The organism is Chengkuizengella sediminis, from assembly GCF_010078385.1.
Lineage (GTDB): Bacteria > Bacillota > Bacilli > Paenibacillales > KCTC-33759 > Chengkuizengella > Chengkuizengella sediminis.
Window position 1 is genome coordinate 283933 of the sequence record NZ_SIJC01000004.1, and the last position, 15779, is coordinate 299711.

Sequence of the window (15779 nt, forward strand, 5' to 3'; positions counted from 1 at the left end):
ATCGATTTTTTTTAGAAAATATAAAAGGCACCCTTTCAAAGAGTGCCTTCATATATCTATACTTTAAGATAATTATTTTTAACTAACTTTTGATACCAATAGTAACTCTCTTTTGGTGTTCTCTCTTGCGTTCGATAATTCACATGGACTAGTCCAAAACGCATGCTATAACCGTATGCCCATTCGAAGTTATCCATCATAGACCAGCACATGTATCCTTTTACATTCACACCAGATTCAATAGAACGATGAAGTTGTAGGATATGTTTTTTCAAAAATGAAGTTCTACCCTCATCATTTACAATACCATCTTTAGGCTCATCATTATAACATGCCCCGTTTTCAGTAATATAAATAGGGATTTGTCCATACCGATCTGTTATGAATTTTAAAACATAATACAACCCTTCAGGATAAATGTCCCAACCAATATCTGTTTTATCACGACCAACATTAATACCCTCATTGTCTAATATATCAGAGTCTTCCTTAAATTTCACAACTCCACCTGTATAATAATTAATGCCAAGGAAATCAATTGGCTGATGAATAGCTTCCATATCTCCAGGTTGAACGTTCATCTTCACGCCTTTTTGTTCAAACCAATCGACCATAAATTGCGGATAACTTCCTTTAAACACAGGGTCCATAAACCACTCAACATACCAAGCCCTGCCTCTATTGGCTGTATCAATATCTTCTTGCTTATTACTGAATGGTTCATTCCAAGTCACGTTAGGAGCATATCCAATTTGTCCTTCTACTCCTAGCTCTCTATATTTGCTGACTGTTTTTCCGTGTGCTACCAATAAATGATGAGCAACATCCACTGCTGTCTGTATATTTTTTTTACCTGGCGCATGATTGCCATAATAGTTGGACAAGAAAGCACTGCACCACATCTCATTAAAAGTCATCCAGCTTTTAATTTTACCTGCAAATTCTTTAAACATTGTCTCTGCATAATTTACAAAAGCGTCAATGCTCTCACGATTCTCCCAACCACCTTGATCTTGCAAAGCTTGAGGCAAATCCCAATGATATAATGTACAATAAGGTTCTATACCATTTTCCAATAATTTATCTACGAAATTGTGATAATACGCTAAACCTTTTTGATTGATTTCACCAGTTCCATTAGGAAAAATTCTCGGCCACGAAACAGAAAATCGATACACTGTGATCCCTAGTTGTTTCATTAATTGTATATCTTCTTCATAACGATGATAACTATCACAAGCTACATCACCGTTGTCTCCCTCAAATACTTTACCAGGAATTCGAGAAAACGTATCCCAGATTGACATTCCTCTTCCGTCTTTATCATAAGCCCCTTCAATTTGGTAGGCTGCTGTTGCAGTACCCCATTTAAAGTCTTTTGGGAATTGTAATATTGTCATTTTTCCACCCCATAAAATCATTTATTGTTCAGCAAATGAAAATAACATGTACATTTTCATATACTTTAAACTGAATTGCAAATCTGAACTTTATTATAATGAATATTAGGTAGTAATGATATTGCCATATTAGGTTTTCATTTATGCTATTTTGGGATTCAATAACCTGGAGAAGAAAAGCTTTGATATTAATAACTACTACTTTTATGATAGACAAAAAGTGTGTGAGTTGGTACTACATGAATTAACGGGAATTTAGGGTCTTATTTATGTGAATTCACTATCCTAAATTAAAATAAGTGGAAATTTTGGTCTTATTTAACTCATTTTAAATCGATTTTTGCATATTTGCATAAAACCATTGATATAAGACCGTTATTTCCCGCTATTTTAATAAAATCCATAAAAATCATGAAATAAGACCATCAGATACCTTTATATTCTTAAATCTACATGGTTTTATATATCTATTTGCTCAACCTCAAATTCACAACGATATCTCTCAACTCCAGGGAATTTTTCACCTAAGCTATATACTGTAAAACCACTACTGCGATAAAAATCTACTGCATCGTCGTCTGTTTCAGATATGACTTGAGTTGGTTTTTTTAAGTTTATCATCGCATTGATCATTAAGCTTCCAATTCCTTTATATCGTTGGGGTGGTGAAACAGCGATATGTTTTAACTCCATCTGGGTTTCATTCATTTGGAAACCTATGATTCCCACTACCTTGTTTTCCTTTTCAAAACCATAAATTTCAACATCATTTTCGTTTTTATAATTTTGAATTGTTTCTTCTAATCGATTGGAATCAGAGAAAGTACAAAGTGCAAGTAACTCAATAATTTCTGACTGGTCTAATTTATCTTTTACATTTATCATTCCATTTGACTCCTTTGGTTTTTATCAAGTAAGGATGAGGGTATACAAAAGTTGATTTATCTAATCTGATTTGTTACTGAATCTATGTTACATTTCACTATAAAATTTTAATGCCTTCTCATCTGTTTCTTTAATAAATGTTTCTTTTCCATTCGAATATCGCTCTGGATTGTTTGAAAATTTACTTGCTAATTCTTCTTTTAAATCTTCATATTCTTTTGCAACTTCAGGATGAGTTATTAAATAATCGCGGAAAACAAGATGTCTTTTTATTTGTTGATCACCTATTTGAAATACATGTACATGATGTGATCGATAATTTTCTCCACCTTTAGGAAAATATCTACGACCTGGTATACCAAACTCTCCTCTTGCTTCATAGCCGATAGCTTCCATTTTTTCATTGCATAAATCTATTTCTTTAATATTTTTAACTACTGGGATGATATCAATGATAGGTTTGGCTTTTAAACCAGGTACGGAGGTGCTGCCTATATGATGGATTTCTAATAATTGATCTCCGAAAACTTCTTTTATTTTCAACGCCTCTTCTTGGAACTTGTTTACCCAATCAACCTGATAAGGTACTACTTTAATTGTCCTCATGGTACTCTCCCCTCCCATTATTTTTAAAACATATAAAAAATTAATGTTTTATAGTCATTCTTCTAGCTGTGATTCCTTGAATGATTTTAGCATACGTTTGATTTCTTTCAAATCAGTTGCCATTTTTGATGTATCCACTGCCGTACGCACCACATGTTCCGTAATTACTATAAAACCTACAGTTAATCCCGCTAGAATTAGTAAAACAACAAAAATATTCATTTGAGTTCACCCTAACTTAACTTATTAGTTATCCCAGTCTTCTTTCAACAAACCATAAACAACATGATTGATATAACGATTATTTACCCATTCTGCCATGCGCATCATTCCTTCCTTTTCAAAACCAAGTCTTTCAGGAATGGCCCTGCTCTTCAAATTGTTTACTCCCGCACGTATCTCTATACGATTTAATTGTAAATCTTTAAATGAGTAGTTTATCATTGCTTTGCAAGCTTTGGTCATAATCCCTTGCCCTTGAAGAGATCCATCCAACCAATATCCAATAGATGTTTTTTTATTTAACCAATCTAGTCTATGTAAACTTATACACCCTACAATACGATCATGATAAAAAATACCACAATCAATCCCATCATTGTTTGCAAGCTTTTGTAGTGCTGCTTCAATGAACCCTTTTGTATGATCTATTGTATTTCCTTGTACCCAAGGTAACCACTCAGCTAAATAATCCTGATTACAGCTAACTAGATCAAAAAGTTGTTCAGCATGTCGAAGCTCTAATATTCTTATATCCAAGTTATCATCAATGATATGTTTAAACATGATGATTCCCACTCCAATCGTTAACTATCACGTAATTTCAATCCACATGAATTACATTCTTTATTGTTCAAAAACACTTGAGTTCCACAAGCCGGGCAGCTTTCTTTAGCTATTAATAGTCCACATTTAGGACACTTTTCTTCATTTAATAGTATTTTTTTATTGCAACCAGGACAATTATCATATTTTACAGTTAGAAGATACTCATCTTCTTCCTTCCGACTTTCTTCTTGTATCAATCTACTCTTTTCTAATTTTCGATTTAACTGTTTTAATGTTTCAGTTAGTTCTGAGTTGTTGATTGCAGATTGGATCACTATATAAAGTATGAAAAAGAATAAAAACGTAATTATGATATAAATTAATCCCATGATCATTTCACCTCATTCATAAACTAACCCATATTATAACATTATTCTTATACCCCCTTCTCACAAACATCCAAAATCCCCATCTATTCTATTAACTATCATAGAATGACAATGAATAAAATTAGGAAGCAATTGGGAGAATAAAATAAGTATTTCAACAATAAATATTCAATTCATATAAGGAGAAAACAAGATGGCAAGAATAGGAACAAATTGGAACCCTGAGGATGAGCAGTTTTGGGAATCTGAGGGAAAAAAACATGCAAGACGTAATTTATGGATTTCAGTACCAGCACTCCTTTTGGCATTTGTAGTATGGCAAATTTGGTCTGTTGTTGCTGTTCGTTTAAATGATGTTGGTTTTAATTTTTCTAGTAGTGAACTATTTACTTTAGCTGCATTACCTGGATTAACTGGAGCTACTTTACGTATTTTTTATACTTTTTTAGTCGGGATATTTGGGGGGCGAAACTGGACAGTGATCTCAACTGCCTCTTTACTGATACCTGCAATAGGAATTGGAATTGCAGTACAAAATCCTGATACTTCATTCACAACAATGGCCATATTGGCTGCTCTTTGTGGTTTTGGTGGTGGTAATTTCTCATCCTCTATGGCAAACATCAGCTTCTTTTACCCCAAAAAATCAAAGGGTGCGGCTTTAGGCATTAACGCAGGAATCGGAAATCTTGGCGTAAGTGTTGTACAGTTTACATCTCCGATTGTGATTGCAATAAGTATTTTTGGAGCTTTTGGCGGTACAAGCCAAACTTTAGCTGACGGTTCATCAGTATGGATTCAAAATGCAGCATTTGTATGGGTCATTCCTATTATATTAGTTACCATTGCTGCATTATTTGGAATGGATAACATTCCTTCTGCTAAACAGTCCATTTCGGATCAATTTGTCATTTTCAAAAAAAAACATACTTGGATTATGACATGGTTATATACAATGTGTTTCGGGTCGTTCATTGGATACTCAGCAGCCTTTCCATTATTAATAAAATCAGAATTTGCAGACCTCAATGTAATTCATCTTGCTTTTATCGGCCCGTTATTAGGCGCTGGTGTTCGACCTATCGGTGGATGGATTTCAGATAAACTTGGTGGAGCACGTGTTACATTTTGGGATATCATGATTATGATTCTCGCAACAATAGGTGTCGTTTATTTCTTAACATTAGATAACTTTACTGGTTTCTTAATTATGTTTTTAATCCTATTCACCACAACAGGAATTGCCAATGGTTCAACATTTCGTATGATACCTTTTATTTTTCCTGAAAAGGAAGCAGCAACTGTACTTGGTTTTACTGCAGCAATAGCTGCTTACGGTGCTTTTTTCATTCCAAAAATTTTTGGTTGGTCCATTGATAGTACTGGTACTGCTAATATGGCTTTATATTTTTTAATCGCCTATTATGCCATAAGTTTGATAATCACATGGTACTACTATGCTAGAAAAAATGCAGAAGTAAAATGTTAGGAGATGTTAACCTTTGAGCATTAAGAACTTTTTTAAAACGGGGCATACCCCAACCCTTTTTGCTTCCTTTTTGTATTTCGACATTAGTTTTATGATCTGGGTTATTCTAGGACCAACTGGTACATTTATTGTTGAAGATTTGGGTTTGACTGATTTTCAAAAGGGCATGATGGTTGGAATCCCCGTTTTAGGCGGTGCATTATTACGTATACCCATGGGATTGTTAGCAGACCGATTTGGTGGGAAACGCATGGGAATGATAGGCATGATCTTAACGATGATCCCACTTTTTTGGGGATGGTTACTTGCAGACAATTTACCGCAAATTTATGCTCTAGGTTTTCTTTTAGGAATTGCTGGTGCTAGCTTTGCTGTGGCACTTCCTTTAGCAAGTCGATGGTACCCAAAAGAACATCAAGGTTTAGCCATGGGAATAGCTGGAGCTGGGAATAGTGGTACAGTACTAGCTACGTTATTTGGTCCTCGTATTGCAGAAGCTTATGGTTGGCATAGTGTATTTGGCATTGCGCTTATACCACTAATTATTGCGTTCATTGTCTTCATAGTGTTCGCAAAAGAAAACACAGATGCTGTGAGACCGACAAAAATGTCAGAATATAAACAAGTTATTAAACATAAAAACACATGGTTATTCAGCTTCTTTTATAGTTTATCTTTTGGGGGATTTGTTGGTTTAACGAGTTATTTAACGATCTTTTTTTATGATCAATATGGAGTAAGTAAAGTCACAGCAGGTGATTTTGTTACCATATGTGTATTTGCAGGCAGTTTTGTTCGTCCTATTGGCGGCTTATTAGCAGATAAATATGGTGGTTTGCGACTGCTTATATTTTTATTTAGTGGTGCAATGATCACTTTATTCATTGTAGGTATGTTACTACCTTTATATATTTCTTTTACGATGTTATTTTTAACTTTAGTTTTTCTAGGAACAGCAAACGGTGCATTATTCCAAGTTATTCCTGTTCAATTCCCCAAAGAAGTTGGACTTGTCACTGGTTTTGTTGGTGCTGCTGGAGGAGTAGGTGGCTTCTTCCTTCCTAACATTCTAGGAAGTTTTAAAGAATGGACTGGTACGTATGCTTATGGATTTTGGTGGGTCTCAGCTACAATTTTGATCTCAATTTTATTTATGATTTATATGCAAAAATCTATACAAAGCATAATATCAAAACCTAAACAGTGAGTTACACTATTTTAACATCAAAAATGTTCAATGATTTGTAACAATAAAACACTCATTTATGGATTGACAATATATTTATCATTTTGTTACGATTTAATTGAGAATGATTTTCATTACCATAGAGATTTTAGGAGTGGTCAATTTGAAACTTACAGAACTCAAACAAGGTGATAAAGCTATCATAACGGACTTATCAAAAGTGAACCATCTTGTACAACAACGTTTAATCGATATGGGTATGATAGAAGGTGCCCAAGTAGTTACTAAACGTAGTATGCCTTTTGGCGGACCATTATTTCTTGAATCTCATGGTCAAAATATTAGTATTAGGCGTAACGAAGCTTCTCGGATTCGAGTGGAACAGTTATGAGTGAAATAGCATTATTTGGGAATCCAAACACAGGAAAAACATCATTGTTTAATCATCTAACAGGATCATATGAATATGTTGGAAATTGGACTGGGGTTACAGTAGAAAAAAAGGTTGGTTTACTTAGAAACAAAAAGCACCATCTAATTGATCTGCCAGGTATTTATTCAATGAAGCCTCTTTCAAGTGATGAAGATGTTGCTACTTTATTTCTATTAAACGATAAATTCTCAAAAATATTAAATATCATTGATGCTTCTCAGTTAGAAAGAAACTTACATTTGACGATACAATTGCTAGAGTTCGGAAAACCAATGATCATCGGTTTAAATATGATAGATGTTTCAAATCAGCGTGGGATTCAGATAAATGAAACAAAACTATCAGAGTTACTTGAAGTCCCTATCCACCCTATTATCGCTCGTAATGGGAAAGGGTGTAAAGAATTACTTAACGGTCTTGATTCTAACACTAGTAATAAGATAGAATCTTTTAAAATAGATTATGGACGTATTCTTGAAAATAAAATAGATGAATTATCAAAATTATTGCCATCCGATTTAAATATCTCAAAACGCTGGTTGGCCATACAATATTTCGAAGGTAATGAACAGGTGAAAAAATATCTTCAATCATTCATTCCTGAAATTCAATTACAAGAACTATATTTGGACACTGAAAAACAATTGACTACAACAGAATCATGCGGTTCATTAACTAAATTCATTCATTATAAACGGCACCAACATATACAAAAAATCACTTCACAAATTCTAGTAAAAACAAAAACGTCTAAACTTACCTTAACGGATCGAATAGATACCGTTGTCACAAATAAAGTTTTAGGTATTCCAATATTTTTGGTCTTAATGTACATCACGTTTATGTTAACGTTTGATTGGCTAGGTTTTCCACTAGCAGATATTTTAGATGGATTTATATCTGGATCGTTAACAAACTGGATCATGGTTTTACTGGGCGGAATTGGAGCATCAGCATTTTTGGAATCCCTTGTTATAGATGGAATCATTGCGGGTGTCGGCGGGGTACTTGTTTTTGTTCCGCAAATTTTTATTTTATTTTTTGCTATTTCATTACTAGAAGATTCAGGTTATATGGCACGTGTCGCTATGGTTATGGATAAACTGATGGAAAAAGTGGGATTAAACGGAAAAGCCTTCATTCCCATGATTATTGGATTTGGTTGTAATGTGCCTGGTGTCATGGCTGCAAGAACAATTGAACAGCCAAAAGAACGCTTATTAACTACTCTATTAACCCCTTTTATGTCATGCTCTGCTAGATTACCAGTTTATGCTTTATTTGTAGGTGCTTTTTTTGCAAAATATCAAGCATTTGTCGTTTTATCCCTATATGTGCTAGGTATTATCATTGCACTTATTTTAGCTAGAATTTTTTCTTCTGTATTATTAAAGAATGAAACATCTGTTTTTATCATTGAATTGCCTCCCTATCGTGTACCTCAAATACGAACCTTGTTTAGAAGTACCTGGGATAAAGGGAAAGGGTTTATTCGAAAAGCAGGGACTATCATTTTTGGTGGATCTGTTCTCATATGGTTCCTGTCTTATTCTGGTCCATCTGGATTTGATGTTCCTATGAATGAAAGTTTTCTAGCCATGATAGGTGGAATCATTGCTCCACTTCTAGCTCCGCTAGGCTTTGGCACTTGGCAAGCAGGGGCAGGACTTCTAACAGGCTTTTTAGCAAAAGAAGTCATCATTTCAACGATGAGTATTATATATTTTGTACCTGAAGCGAACCTACAAGCCTTTATGGCGACACAATTCACCCCTCTTTCAGCATTTAGTTTTATGGTTTTTGTCTTATTATACGTGCCTTGTTTGGCTACTGTTGTTGTGATTCAAAAAGAATTAAACTCTAAAAAATGGATGGCTTTTTCAGTCTTCATTAGCTTTTTCATTGCGTATGTTTTAAGCTTTTTGATTTATCAAGGTGGGAAATTCATAGGATTGTGATAGGAGTTGACTGAGTTGTTTATAAATTACGTTTTCATAGCTCTTATTTTTGGCTATGCTGGGTGGACACTTTTTAAGTTTTTTAAAAAGAGCAAAAAAGGGAAATGCGCAAGCTGTGAGTTAAGCAAAACTTGCCAAATTCAATGCGATGAATATGAAAAAAAGGAGACTCCTATCTATAGAAAAAATTAAAGAAACGTGACATTTTTTCAATCACGATACCTATTAAGCTTCCTATAATAGCACTCCCAATAATATCAGAAGGGTAATGATGCCCTACCCAAATCCGTGATATTCCCGTTAACACAGATAGTCCTAACATAATTAATCCAAGGAGACGTTTGCAAAGAATAACGGTAGTAGATATGGCAAACACAAGTAAGGTGTGTTTACTAGGAAATGAAGAATCCATCTTTGAGGGAATAAGTATACGAACACGACGTTTCATAAACGGTCGCGGTTTATAATAAAATAATTTTATTAAAGAATTAATCAATAAAGCAACTGTTAAAGATTTCACAGCATTTTTAACCATTTTTTTATCGGAATTGTTTCGAAACCACATGAAACCTAAAAGAAAAATAAACACATAACGAACCTTATTTGAAATTAGTATCATCAGAACATCCGTTAGAGAATAACACCCTGTTTTTATATTCCTAGATATTTTATTATCCATAAAAAAGATCTCCTAACTTTTTAGATATTTGTACTATTCCCCCCTATATGAAAAACATGTAATATATAGAATCCAAGAAAAAAGTCCTTATTATTCGAAAATCATTTGAATAAGTATGAATGAAATGTAAAATCTTTTTCAAGTCAAAATACGAGGGAACTTCCTCGTTTTTTTTTGGTTTGCATAAATATCCTCGAACAGGAAATAACAGTAAATGATATATGGAACCTAATTTTTATATCCCGAAAGGAGCACCCATGAGTAAAAAAATATCTCCTCTCATGAAAAAACTAAGTTTTTTTGGTCGCTCTCAAAAACTTAACGAATATAGCGAACTTTCCCCCAATGATCGAGAATCAGAAAAAGTATATCGAAGACGTTGGCAGCATGATAAAGTTGTCCGTTCCACTCATGGTGTTAATTGCACAGGATCATGCAGTTGGAAAATCCATGTAAAGGATGGAATTATTACATGGGAAACGCAGCAAACTGATTATCCTACAACAGGTCCTGATATGCCAGAGTACGAACCAAGAGGATGTCCAAGAGGAGCTAGTTTTTCATGGTATACATACAGCCCTTTGCGAGTGCGTTATCCATATATTCGTGGTGCGCTGTTACAACTTTGGAGAGCAGCTTTAGAAAAAGAAAAGAACCCAGTTGCTGCTTGGAAAAGTATTGTCGAAAATCCTGAAAAGGCGATGGCATATAAAACAGCCAGAGGTAAAGGTGGATTAGTACGTGCTTCTTGGGATGAAGTCAACACGATCATATCTGCTTCGTTAATCCATACCATTGAGAAATATGGTCCGGATCGCATCCTAGGATTTTCTCCTATACCAGCCATGTCCATGGTTAGTTACGCCGCTGGAAGCCGTTTTTTATCTCTATTAGGTTCACCATTGTTAAGTTTTTACGATTGGTACGCAGACCTTCCCCCCGCTTCTCCACAAATTTGGGGTGAACAAACCGATGTACCTGAAAGTTCTGATTGGTATAATGCTGGGTATTTATTAGTATGGGGATCAAATTTACCTCAAACCAGAACACCTGATTCACACTTTATGGTAGAAGCGCGTTATCGGGGAGCGAAGGTCGTTGCTGTGAGTCCTGATTATGCGGAGTTTGTTAAATTTGCTGATAACTGGTTAGCTGTGAATCCTGGTATGGACGGAGCACTAGCAATGGCAATGACCCATGTCATTTTGAAAGAGTTTTATGTAGACAATGAAACCGAATATTTTAAGCAATATGTTAAAAAATATACTGATTTACCATACTTGATTAAATTAAAGAAACAGGATGGACAGTTTATTGCCGATCGTTTTTTAAGAGCTAGCGATTTGGGTATGCCTATGAATAAAGCAGAGTGGAAAACGGTAGTTTTTGATGAAAAAACGAATGTGCTAGCTGTACCCAATGGAAGCATTGGACACCGATGGGAAGGAAAAGGAACTTGGAACCTTCATTTAAATGATGAGGAACAAAACTTAAATGAAATTGAACCTTGCCTATCATTGCTTGGAAAAGAAGACAAAATTGTAAATCTGTCTGTTCCATATTTTGATGAAGAAAATAAATCCATATTAAACCGATCCGTACCTGTTAAAACCATTCAACAAAAAGATGAAACCATCTATGTAACTACCGTTTTTGATTTATTACTGGCTAATACGGGTGTAGACCGCAATTTACCTGGGGATTATCCAAAAGATTATGATGATCCAAAACCATTCACCCCTGCTTGGCAAGAAGCAATTACAGGTGTAGATCGGAAGGTAGTCGCTCAAATTGCAAGAGAATTTGCGCAAAATGCGATAGATACAAAGGGTCGCTCAATGATTGTGATGGGATCAGGAATTAATCACTGGTATCACTCTGACACGATTTACCGTACGGTATTAAACCTTGTTCTTTTAACTGGATCACAAGGAGTAAATGGTGGAGGATGGGCTCATTATGTTGGACAGGAAAAAGTACGTCCATTAGAAGGTTGGCAATCCGTCGCTTTTGCTAGAGATTGGGGCGGTCCACCCCGTATGCAAAATGGAACCTCTTTCTTCTATTTTGCAACGGAACAATGGAGATATGAAGAAGCACCTGTTAGTGAGTTAACATCACCATTGATTAAACAGCCTCGTTACCAGCATAATGCTGATTATAATATATTGGCGGCACGATTAGGGTGGCTCCCTTCCTATCCACAGTTTGATCGAAATAGCTTGGATTTGGTTGAAGAAGCTGGGACCAAATCTAAAGAACAGGTCATTCAATATGTCGTCGATCAACTAAAAGAAGGAAAGTTAAAATTCGCTATTGAAAATCCCGAAAATCCTGCTAATTTTCCAAAAACGATGTTTGTGTGGAGAGCTAATCTACTCGGAAGCTCTGCAAAAGGTCACGAATATTTCCTTAAATATTTGTTAGGAACACATCATGGTAATTTAAGTGAGGAGAATTCAGATCTACGCACAAGTGAAGTCCACTGGGATGAAAAGTCTCCACAAGGTAAGTTAGACCTGTTAGTGAATATTGATTTCCGAATGACAGGCACAGGATTATACTCGGATATCGTTTTACCTGCTGCAACATGGTATGAAAAATACGATATTAGCAGTACAGACATGCATCCATTTGTTCACCCATTTAATCCTGCCATTGCAGCACCATGGGAAACTCGATCAGATTGGGATACTTTTAAAAAATTAGCTAAAACATTCTCAGAGTTAGCATCAAAATACTTAAATGAACCAAAAACAGATGTCGTAGCTACACCTTTATTACACGATACACCTGATGAGATCTCACAACCATTCGGTCAGATTCCCGATTGGAAAAAAGACAATGTAGAGCCGATTCCTGGTGTGAATTTACCTAGACTCCATATTGTAGAGAGAGATTATCCAGCTGTGTACAAAAAGATGATTGCACTTGGTTCTAAAATCAAAGATGCGATCGGAGCTAAAGGCATCAGCTGGGATGCGAAGGAAGAGTACGAAAAATTAAAAGGCATTAATGGAACTGTGGATGAGGATGAGTATAACGAAGATTACCCTAGTCTTTATACTGATAAAAATGTAGCGGAAACCATTTTAACTTTATCCAGTACAACAAACGGCTCACTAGCAATGAAAGCCTGGGAAGCTCTTGAAAAGAAAACAAACTTAAAACTACAGGATTTAGCACAAGAAAGAGCGGAAGAACATATGTCTTTTAGCGAAATTACTGCTCAGCCAAGAAAAGTCATTACTTCTCCTGTTTTTAGCGGAACAGAAACAGGAAATAGACGTTACTCCCCTTTCACAACGAATGTTGAACGAATGATTCCTTGGCGTACATTAACAGGACGACAAAGTTTTTATTTAGATCATGAAATGATGATTGAATTCGGTGAGGAGTTACCCATATTTAAACCTCCATTACGAAAAGCTGCATTTTATGATACGGATCATCGTCCAAACACAATTGGAAAAGAAATCACCTTACGTTATTTGACACCTCATTTCAAATGGTCGTATCACAGTACATATGGAGATACATTACCTATGCTTACGTTATTTAGAGGCGGACCTCATGTATGGATGAATAATGAAGATGCTGAACAAGTGGGCATTAAAGATAACGAATGGTTAGAGATGTACAATCGCAACGGGGTTGTTGTTGCTCGTTCCGTTGTCAGTCATCGACTGCCTAGAGGTGTGGCTTTTATGTACCATGTACAAGATCGCACCATCAATGTGCCAGGTTCTCCAACAACCAAACTACGTGGGGGTACTTTTAATAGTCCAACAAAAATCCATGTAAAACCAACCCAAATGATCGGAGGATACGCACAATTAAGTTATGGATTTAATTATTATGGTCCTACTGGAAATCAACGGGATGAGAAGGTCATTATACGTAAACTGAAAGAAAGTGAGGTAGACTGGCTTGAAAATTAAAGCACAATTTGGCATGGTAATGAATTTAGATAAATGCATCGGTTGTCATACTTGCAGTGTGACCTGTAATAATACTTGGACCAATCGGCCAGGTGCTGAATATATGTGGTGGAATAATGTTGAGACAAAACCCGGTATTGGTTATCCAAAAGAATGGGAGAATCAAGAAACTCACAAAGGGGGTTGGGTTTTAAAAAACGGAAAACTAGAATTAAAGGCTGGTGGTCGCGCCAACAAATTATTGAACCTTTTTCACAATCCAGATATGACACCTATTGATGAATATTATGAACCGTGGACTTACGATTATGAAAAATTAATCAATAGTCCTCAGCAGGAACACCAACCTGTAGCAAGACCGAAATCTCAATTAACTGGCGAATATATGGATATTAAATGGGGACCCAATTGGGAGGATGATCTTGCGGGTGTACATGAAACAGGATTGAGAGATCCGAATGTGATGAATATGGAAGAACAGGTGCGCATGGAATTTGAACAAACCTTTATGATGTATCTCCCTCGTATATGTGAGCATTGCATTAATCCGCCATGTGTTTCATCTTGTCCTTCAGGTTCCATTTACAAACGGGATGAAGATGGGATCGTATTAGTCGATCAAGACTCATGTCGCAGCTGGCGTTTTTGTATGACAGGGTGCCCCTATAAAAAAGTATATTTCAATTGGAAAACTCAAAAAGCTGAAAAATGTACTTTTTGTTTTCCTAGAATTGAAGCTGGTTTATCAACGATTTGTTCAGAGACATGTGTAGGTCGCATTCGATACATTGGTTTAGTGTTATATGATGCTGATCGTGTAGAAGCTGCTGCTTCGGTTCCAGATGATAAAGATGTCTACGAAGCTCAATTAGGTATTTTCCTAAATCCAAATGATCCAGAAATCATCAAACAAGCAAAGATAGATGGTATTAGCGAAGATTGGATTGAAGCAGCACAGCGTTCACCGATATATAAAATGGCTGTTGAACAGAAAATCGCACTTCCACTACACCCGGAATATCGTACTTTACCTATGGTTTGGTATGTTCCTCCACTCAGCCCCATTATGGGTGCCTTTGAAGGACAACAGGATGTACTAGATCCAAATATTATTTTTCCAACGATTGATCAATTAAGAATACCCATTGAATATCTGGCAAATTTATTAGCAGCAGGTGACACAGAAGTCGTCAAAAATGCATTAAAAAAGATGGTCGCCATGAGAAGTTATATGCGTAACGTAAATCTAGGTAAGAAAAATGACATCCGTTTATTAGAAAGAGTCGGACTTACAGAAAAAACGGTTAAAGAAATGTACGAACTATCAGCGATAGCCAAATATGAGGATCGTTATGTCATCCCTCCTTCACATCGTGAACAAGCCGCGGATATGTTTGAAGGACAAGGGACCACTGGTTACGATTTTAGTGAAGGTTGTTCTAATTGCAGCTGTGGTAGTGAAAAAGAAGAGCAGTATCAATTTGGTGAAAAGTATTGGAGTGAGATGGATGGAAAATAATCAAAAAATTTTTAAATTAGTTTCAATCCTTTTACAATATCCCGAATATGAATGGAAAAATAATAAAGAAATAACCGACGAGATCTCTTTATTAAAAGACCCTAAGATTAAAGAACGTTTTTCAGAATTCTTGTCGTATATTAATAAAAATACCATGGATGAACTTTGGAAAACCTATGTGAACGTCTTTGATTTCAATGAAAAAACAACGCTTTATTTAACCTACATTATATTTGGGGATAATCGTGAACGGGGCCCCGCATTTGTCAAACTAAAACAGGAATTTGCAGAGGCAGGATTCATTTTAGAAAAGGAAGAATTGCCTGACTACCTTCCACTTATATTAGAGTTTGCATCCGAAGCACCGAGAGAGAATGCCAGCAAACTATTTAAAATACATCGCAAAGCAATCGACCTTCTTCATATTGAGCTTGAAAAGTTAAATAGCCCGTATTTAAACCTATTAGAGATATGCAAACATGCCATTGATAACTATATCAAACAAAGTAAAGCATCGTAGGAGGTA

Annotated in this window: 15 protein-coding genes; 8 read left to right on the forward strand and 7 right to left on the reverse strand. The window is 35.6% G+C overall.

The genetic code is table 11. The features are described 5' to 3' along the window. Window positions 1–56: 56 nt before the first annotated feature. The 6 genes from EPK97_RS10555 to EPK97_RS10580 all read right to left on the reverse strand — a co-directional run bounded on the left by EPK97_RS10555 (window position 57) and on the right by EPK97_RS10580 (window position 4048). Window positions 57–1400, reverse strand: coding sequence for a GH1 family beta-glucosidase (locus tag EPK97_RS10555; protein ID WP_162036580.1), 1344 nt, complete (start codon window positions 1398–1400; stop codon window positions 57–59). 459 nt (window positions 1401–1859) lie between these two features. After that, window positions 1860–2285, reverse strand: a complete 426-nt coding sequence (locus EPK97_RS10560; protein ID WP_162036581.1) for a GNAT family N-acetyltransferase — start codon at window positions 2283–2285, stop codon at window positions 1860–1862. A gap of 87 nt (window positions 2286–2372) precedes the next feature. Further along, entirely contained in the window at window positions 2373–2891 is a 519-nt protein-coding gene (locus EPK97_RS10565; RefSeq protein WP_162036582.1) for a GrpB family protein, read from the reverse strand. A 54-nt stretch (window positions 2892–2945) separates the two neighbouring features. Continuing rightward, complete coding sequence (locus EPK97_RS10570) at window positions 2946–3113, reverse strand: hypothetical protein (RefSeq protein WP_162036583.1); 168 nt, start codon at window positions 3111–3113, stop codon at window positions 2946–2948. A gap of 24 nt (window positions 3114–3137) precedes the next feature. Next, window positions 3138–3677 (reverse strand): GNAT family N-acetyltransferase, encoded by a 540-nt coding sequence (locus EPK97_RS10575; protein WP_162036584.1) that lies wholly within the window; start codon window positions 3675–3677, stop codon window positions 3138–3140. Window positions 3678–3697: 20 nt separating this feature from the next. Then, window positions 3698–4048, reverse strand: a complete 351-nt coding sequence (locus EPK97_RS10580; RefSeq protein WP_162036585.1) for a double zinc ribbon domain-containing protein — start codon at window positions 4046–4048, stop codon at window positions 3698–3700. A gap of 193 nt (window positions 4049–4241) precedes the next feature. Here EPK97_RS10580 and EPK97_RS10585 point away from each other — a divergent pair, with 193 nt between their 5' ends. From EPK97_RS10585 to EPK97_RS10605, 5 genes are all read left to right on the forward strand, one after another. Then, entirely contained in the window at window positions 4242–5537 is a 1296-nt protein-coding gene (locus EPK97_RS10585) for a NarK family nitrate/nitrite MFS transporter (protein ID WP_162036586.1), read from the forward strand. A 13-nt stretch (window positions 5538–5550) separates the two neighbouring features. After that, complete coding sequence (locus EPK97_RS10590; protein WP_205690249.1) at window positions 5551–6744, forward strand: nitrate/nitrite transporter; 1194 nt, start codon at window positions 5551–5553, stop codon at window positions 6742–6744. A 142-nt stretch (window positions 6745–6886) separates the two neighbouring features. Beyond that, a complete protein-coding gene (locus tag EPK97_RS10595) occupies window positions 6887–7114 on the forward strand; it encodes a FeoA family protein (RefSeq protein ID WP_162036587.1) in 228 nt (75 codons plus the stop codon). Beyond that, window positions 7111–9114, forward strand: a complete 2004-nt coding sequence (feoB, locus tag EPK97_RS10600) for a ferrous iron transport protein B (RefSeq protein WP_162036588.1) — start codon at window positions 7111–7113, stop codon at window positions 9112–9114. The genes EPK97_RS10595 and feoB overlap by 4 nt, the downstream gene beginning before the upstream one ends. Window positions 9115–9129: 15 nt before the next feature. Continuing rightward, entirely contained in the window at window positions 9130–9306 is a 177-nt protein-coding gene (locus EPK97_RS10605; protein WP_162036589.1) for a FeoB-associated Cys-rich membrane protein, read from the forward strand. Here the strand turns inward: EPK97_RS10605 and EPK97_RS10610 are convergent. After that, window positions 9287–9793, reverse strand: a complete 507-nt coding sequence (locus tag EPK97_RS10610; protein ID WP_162036590.1) for an undecaprenyl-diphosphatase — start codon at window positions 9791–9793, stop codon at window positions 9287–9289. The genes EPK97_RS10605 and EPK97_RS10610 overlap by 20 nt on opposite strands. Before the next feature lie 257 nt (window positions 9794–10050). Between EPK97_RS10610 and EPK97_RS10615 the strand changes: the two genes are divergently transcribed. Genes EPK97_RS10615 through narJ form a run of 3 tightly spaced genes read left to right on the forward strand, consistent with a single transcriptional unit; the run spans window position 10051 to window position 15773 of the window. Next, window positions 10051–13734, forward strand: coding sequence for a nitrate reductase subunit alpha (locus EPK97_RS10615; protein WP_162036591.1), 3684 nt, complete (start codon window positions 10051–10053; stop codon window positions 13732–13734). Then, a complete protein-coding gene (gene narH / locus EPK97_RS10620; RefSeq protein WP_162036592.1) occupies window positions 13724–15253 on the forward strand; it encodes a nitrate reductase subunit beta in 1530 nt (509 codons plus the stop codon). Before EPK97_RS10615 ends, narH begins: the two co-directional genes overlap by 11 nt. Then, window positions 15243–15773, forward strand: coding sequence for a nitrate reductase molybdenum cofactor assembly chaperone (gene narJ / locus EPK97_RS10625; protein ID WP_162036593.1), 531 nt, complete (start codon window positions 15243–15245; stop codon window positions 15771–15773). Before narH ends, narJ begins: the two co-directional genes overlap by 11 nt. Window positions 15774–15779: the final 6 nt, after the last annotated feature.

Excerpts from the sequence above, each read along its gene's own strand:
- EPK97_RS10555 (WP_162036580.1), bottom strand. The coding sequence starts at position 1,400 with ATGACAATATTACAATTCCCAAAAGACTTTAAATGGGGTACTGCAACA.
- EPK97_RS10560 (WP_162036581.1), bottom strand. The coding sequence starts at position 2,285 with ATGATAAATGTAAAAGATAAATTAGACCAGTCAGAAATTATTGAGTTA.
- EPK97_RS10565 (WP_162036582.1), bottom strand. The coding sequence starts at position 2,891 with ATGAGGACAATTAAAGTAGTACCTTATCAGGTTGATTGGGTAAACAAG.
- EPK97_RS10570 (WP_162036583.1), bottom strand. The coding sequence starts at position 3,113 with ATGAATATTTTTGTTGTTTTACTAATTCTAGCGGGATTAACTGTAGGT.
- EPK97_RS10575 (WP_162036584.1), bottom strand. The coding sequence starts at position 3,677 with ATGTTTAAACATATCATTGATGATAACTTGGATATAAGAATATTAGAG.
- EPK97_RS10580 (WP_162036585.1), bottom strand. The coding sequence starts at position 4,048 with ATGGGATTAATTTATATCATAATTACGTTTTTATTCTTTTTCATACTT.
- EPK97_RS10585 (WP_162036586.1), top strand. The coding sequence starts at position 4,242 with ATGGCAAGAATAGGAACAAATTGGAACCCTGAGGATGAGCAGTTTTGG.
- feoB (WP_162036588.1), top strand. The coding sequence starts at position 7,111 with ATGAGTGAAATAGCATTATTTGGGAATCCAAACACAGGAAAAACATCA.
- EPK97_RS10610 (WP_162036590.1), bottom strand. The coding sequence starts at position 9,793 with ATGGATAATAAAATATCTAGGAATATAAAAACAGGGTGTTATTCTCTA.
- EPK97_RS10615 (WP_162036591.1), top strand. The coding sequence starts at position 10,051 with ATGAGTAAAAAAATATCTCCTCTCATGAAAAAACTAAGTTTTTTTGGT.
- narJ (WP_162036593.1), top strand. The coding sequence starts at position 15,243 with ATGGAAAATAATCAAAAAATTTTTAAATTAGTTTCAATCCTTTTACAA.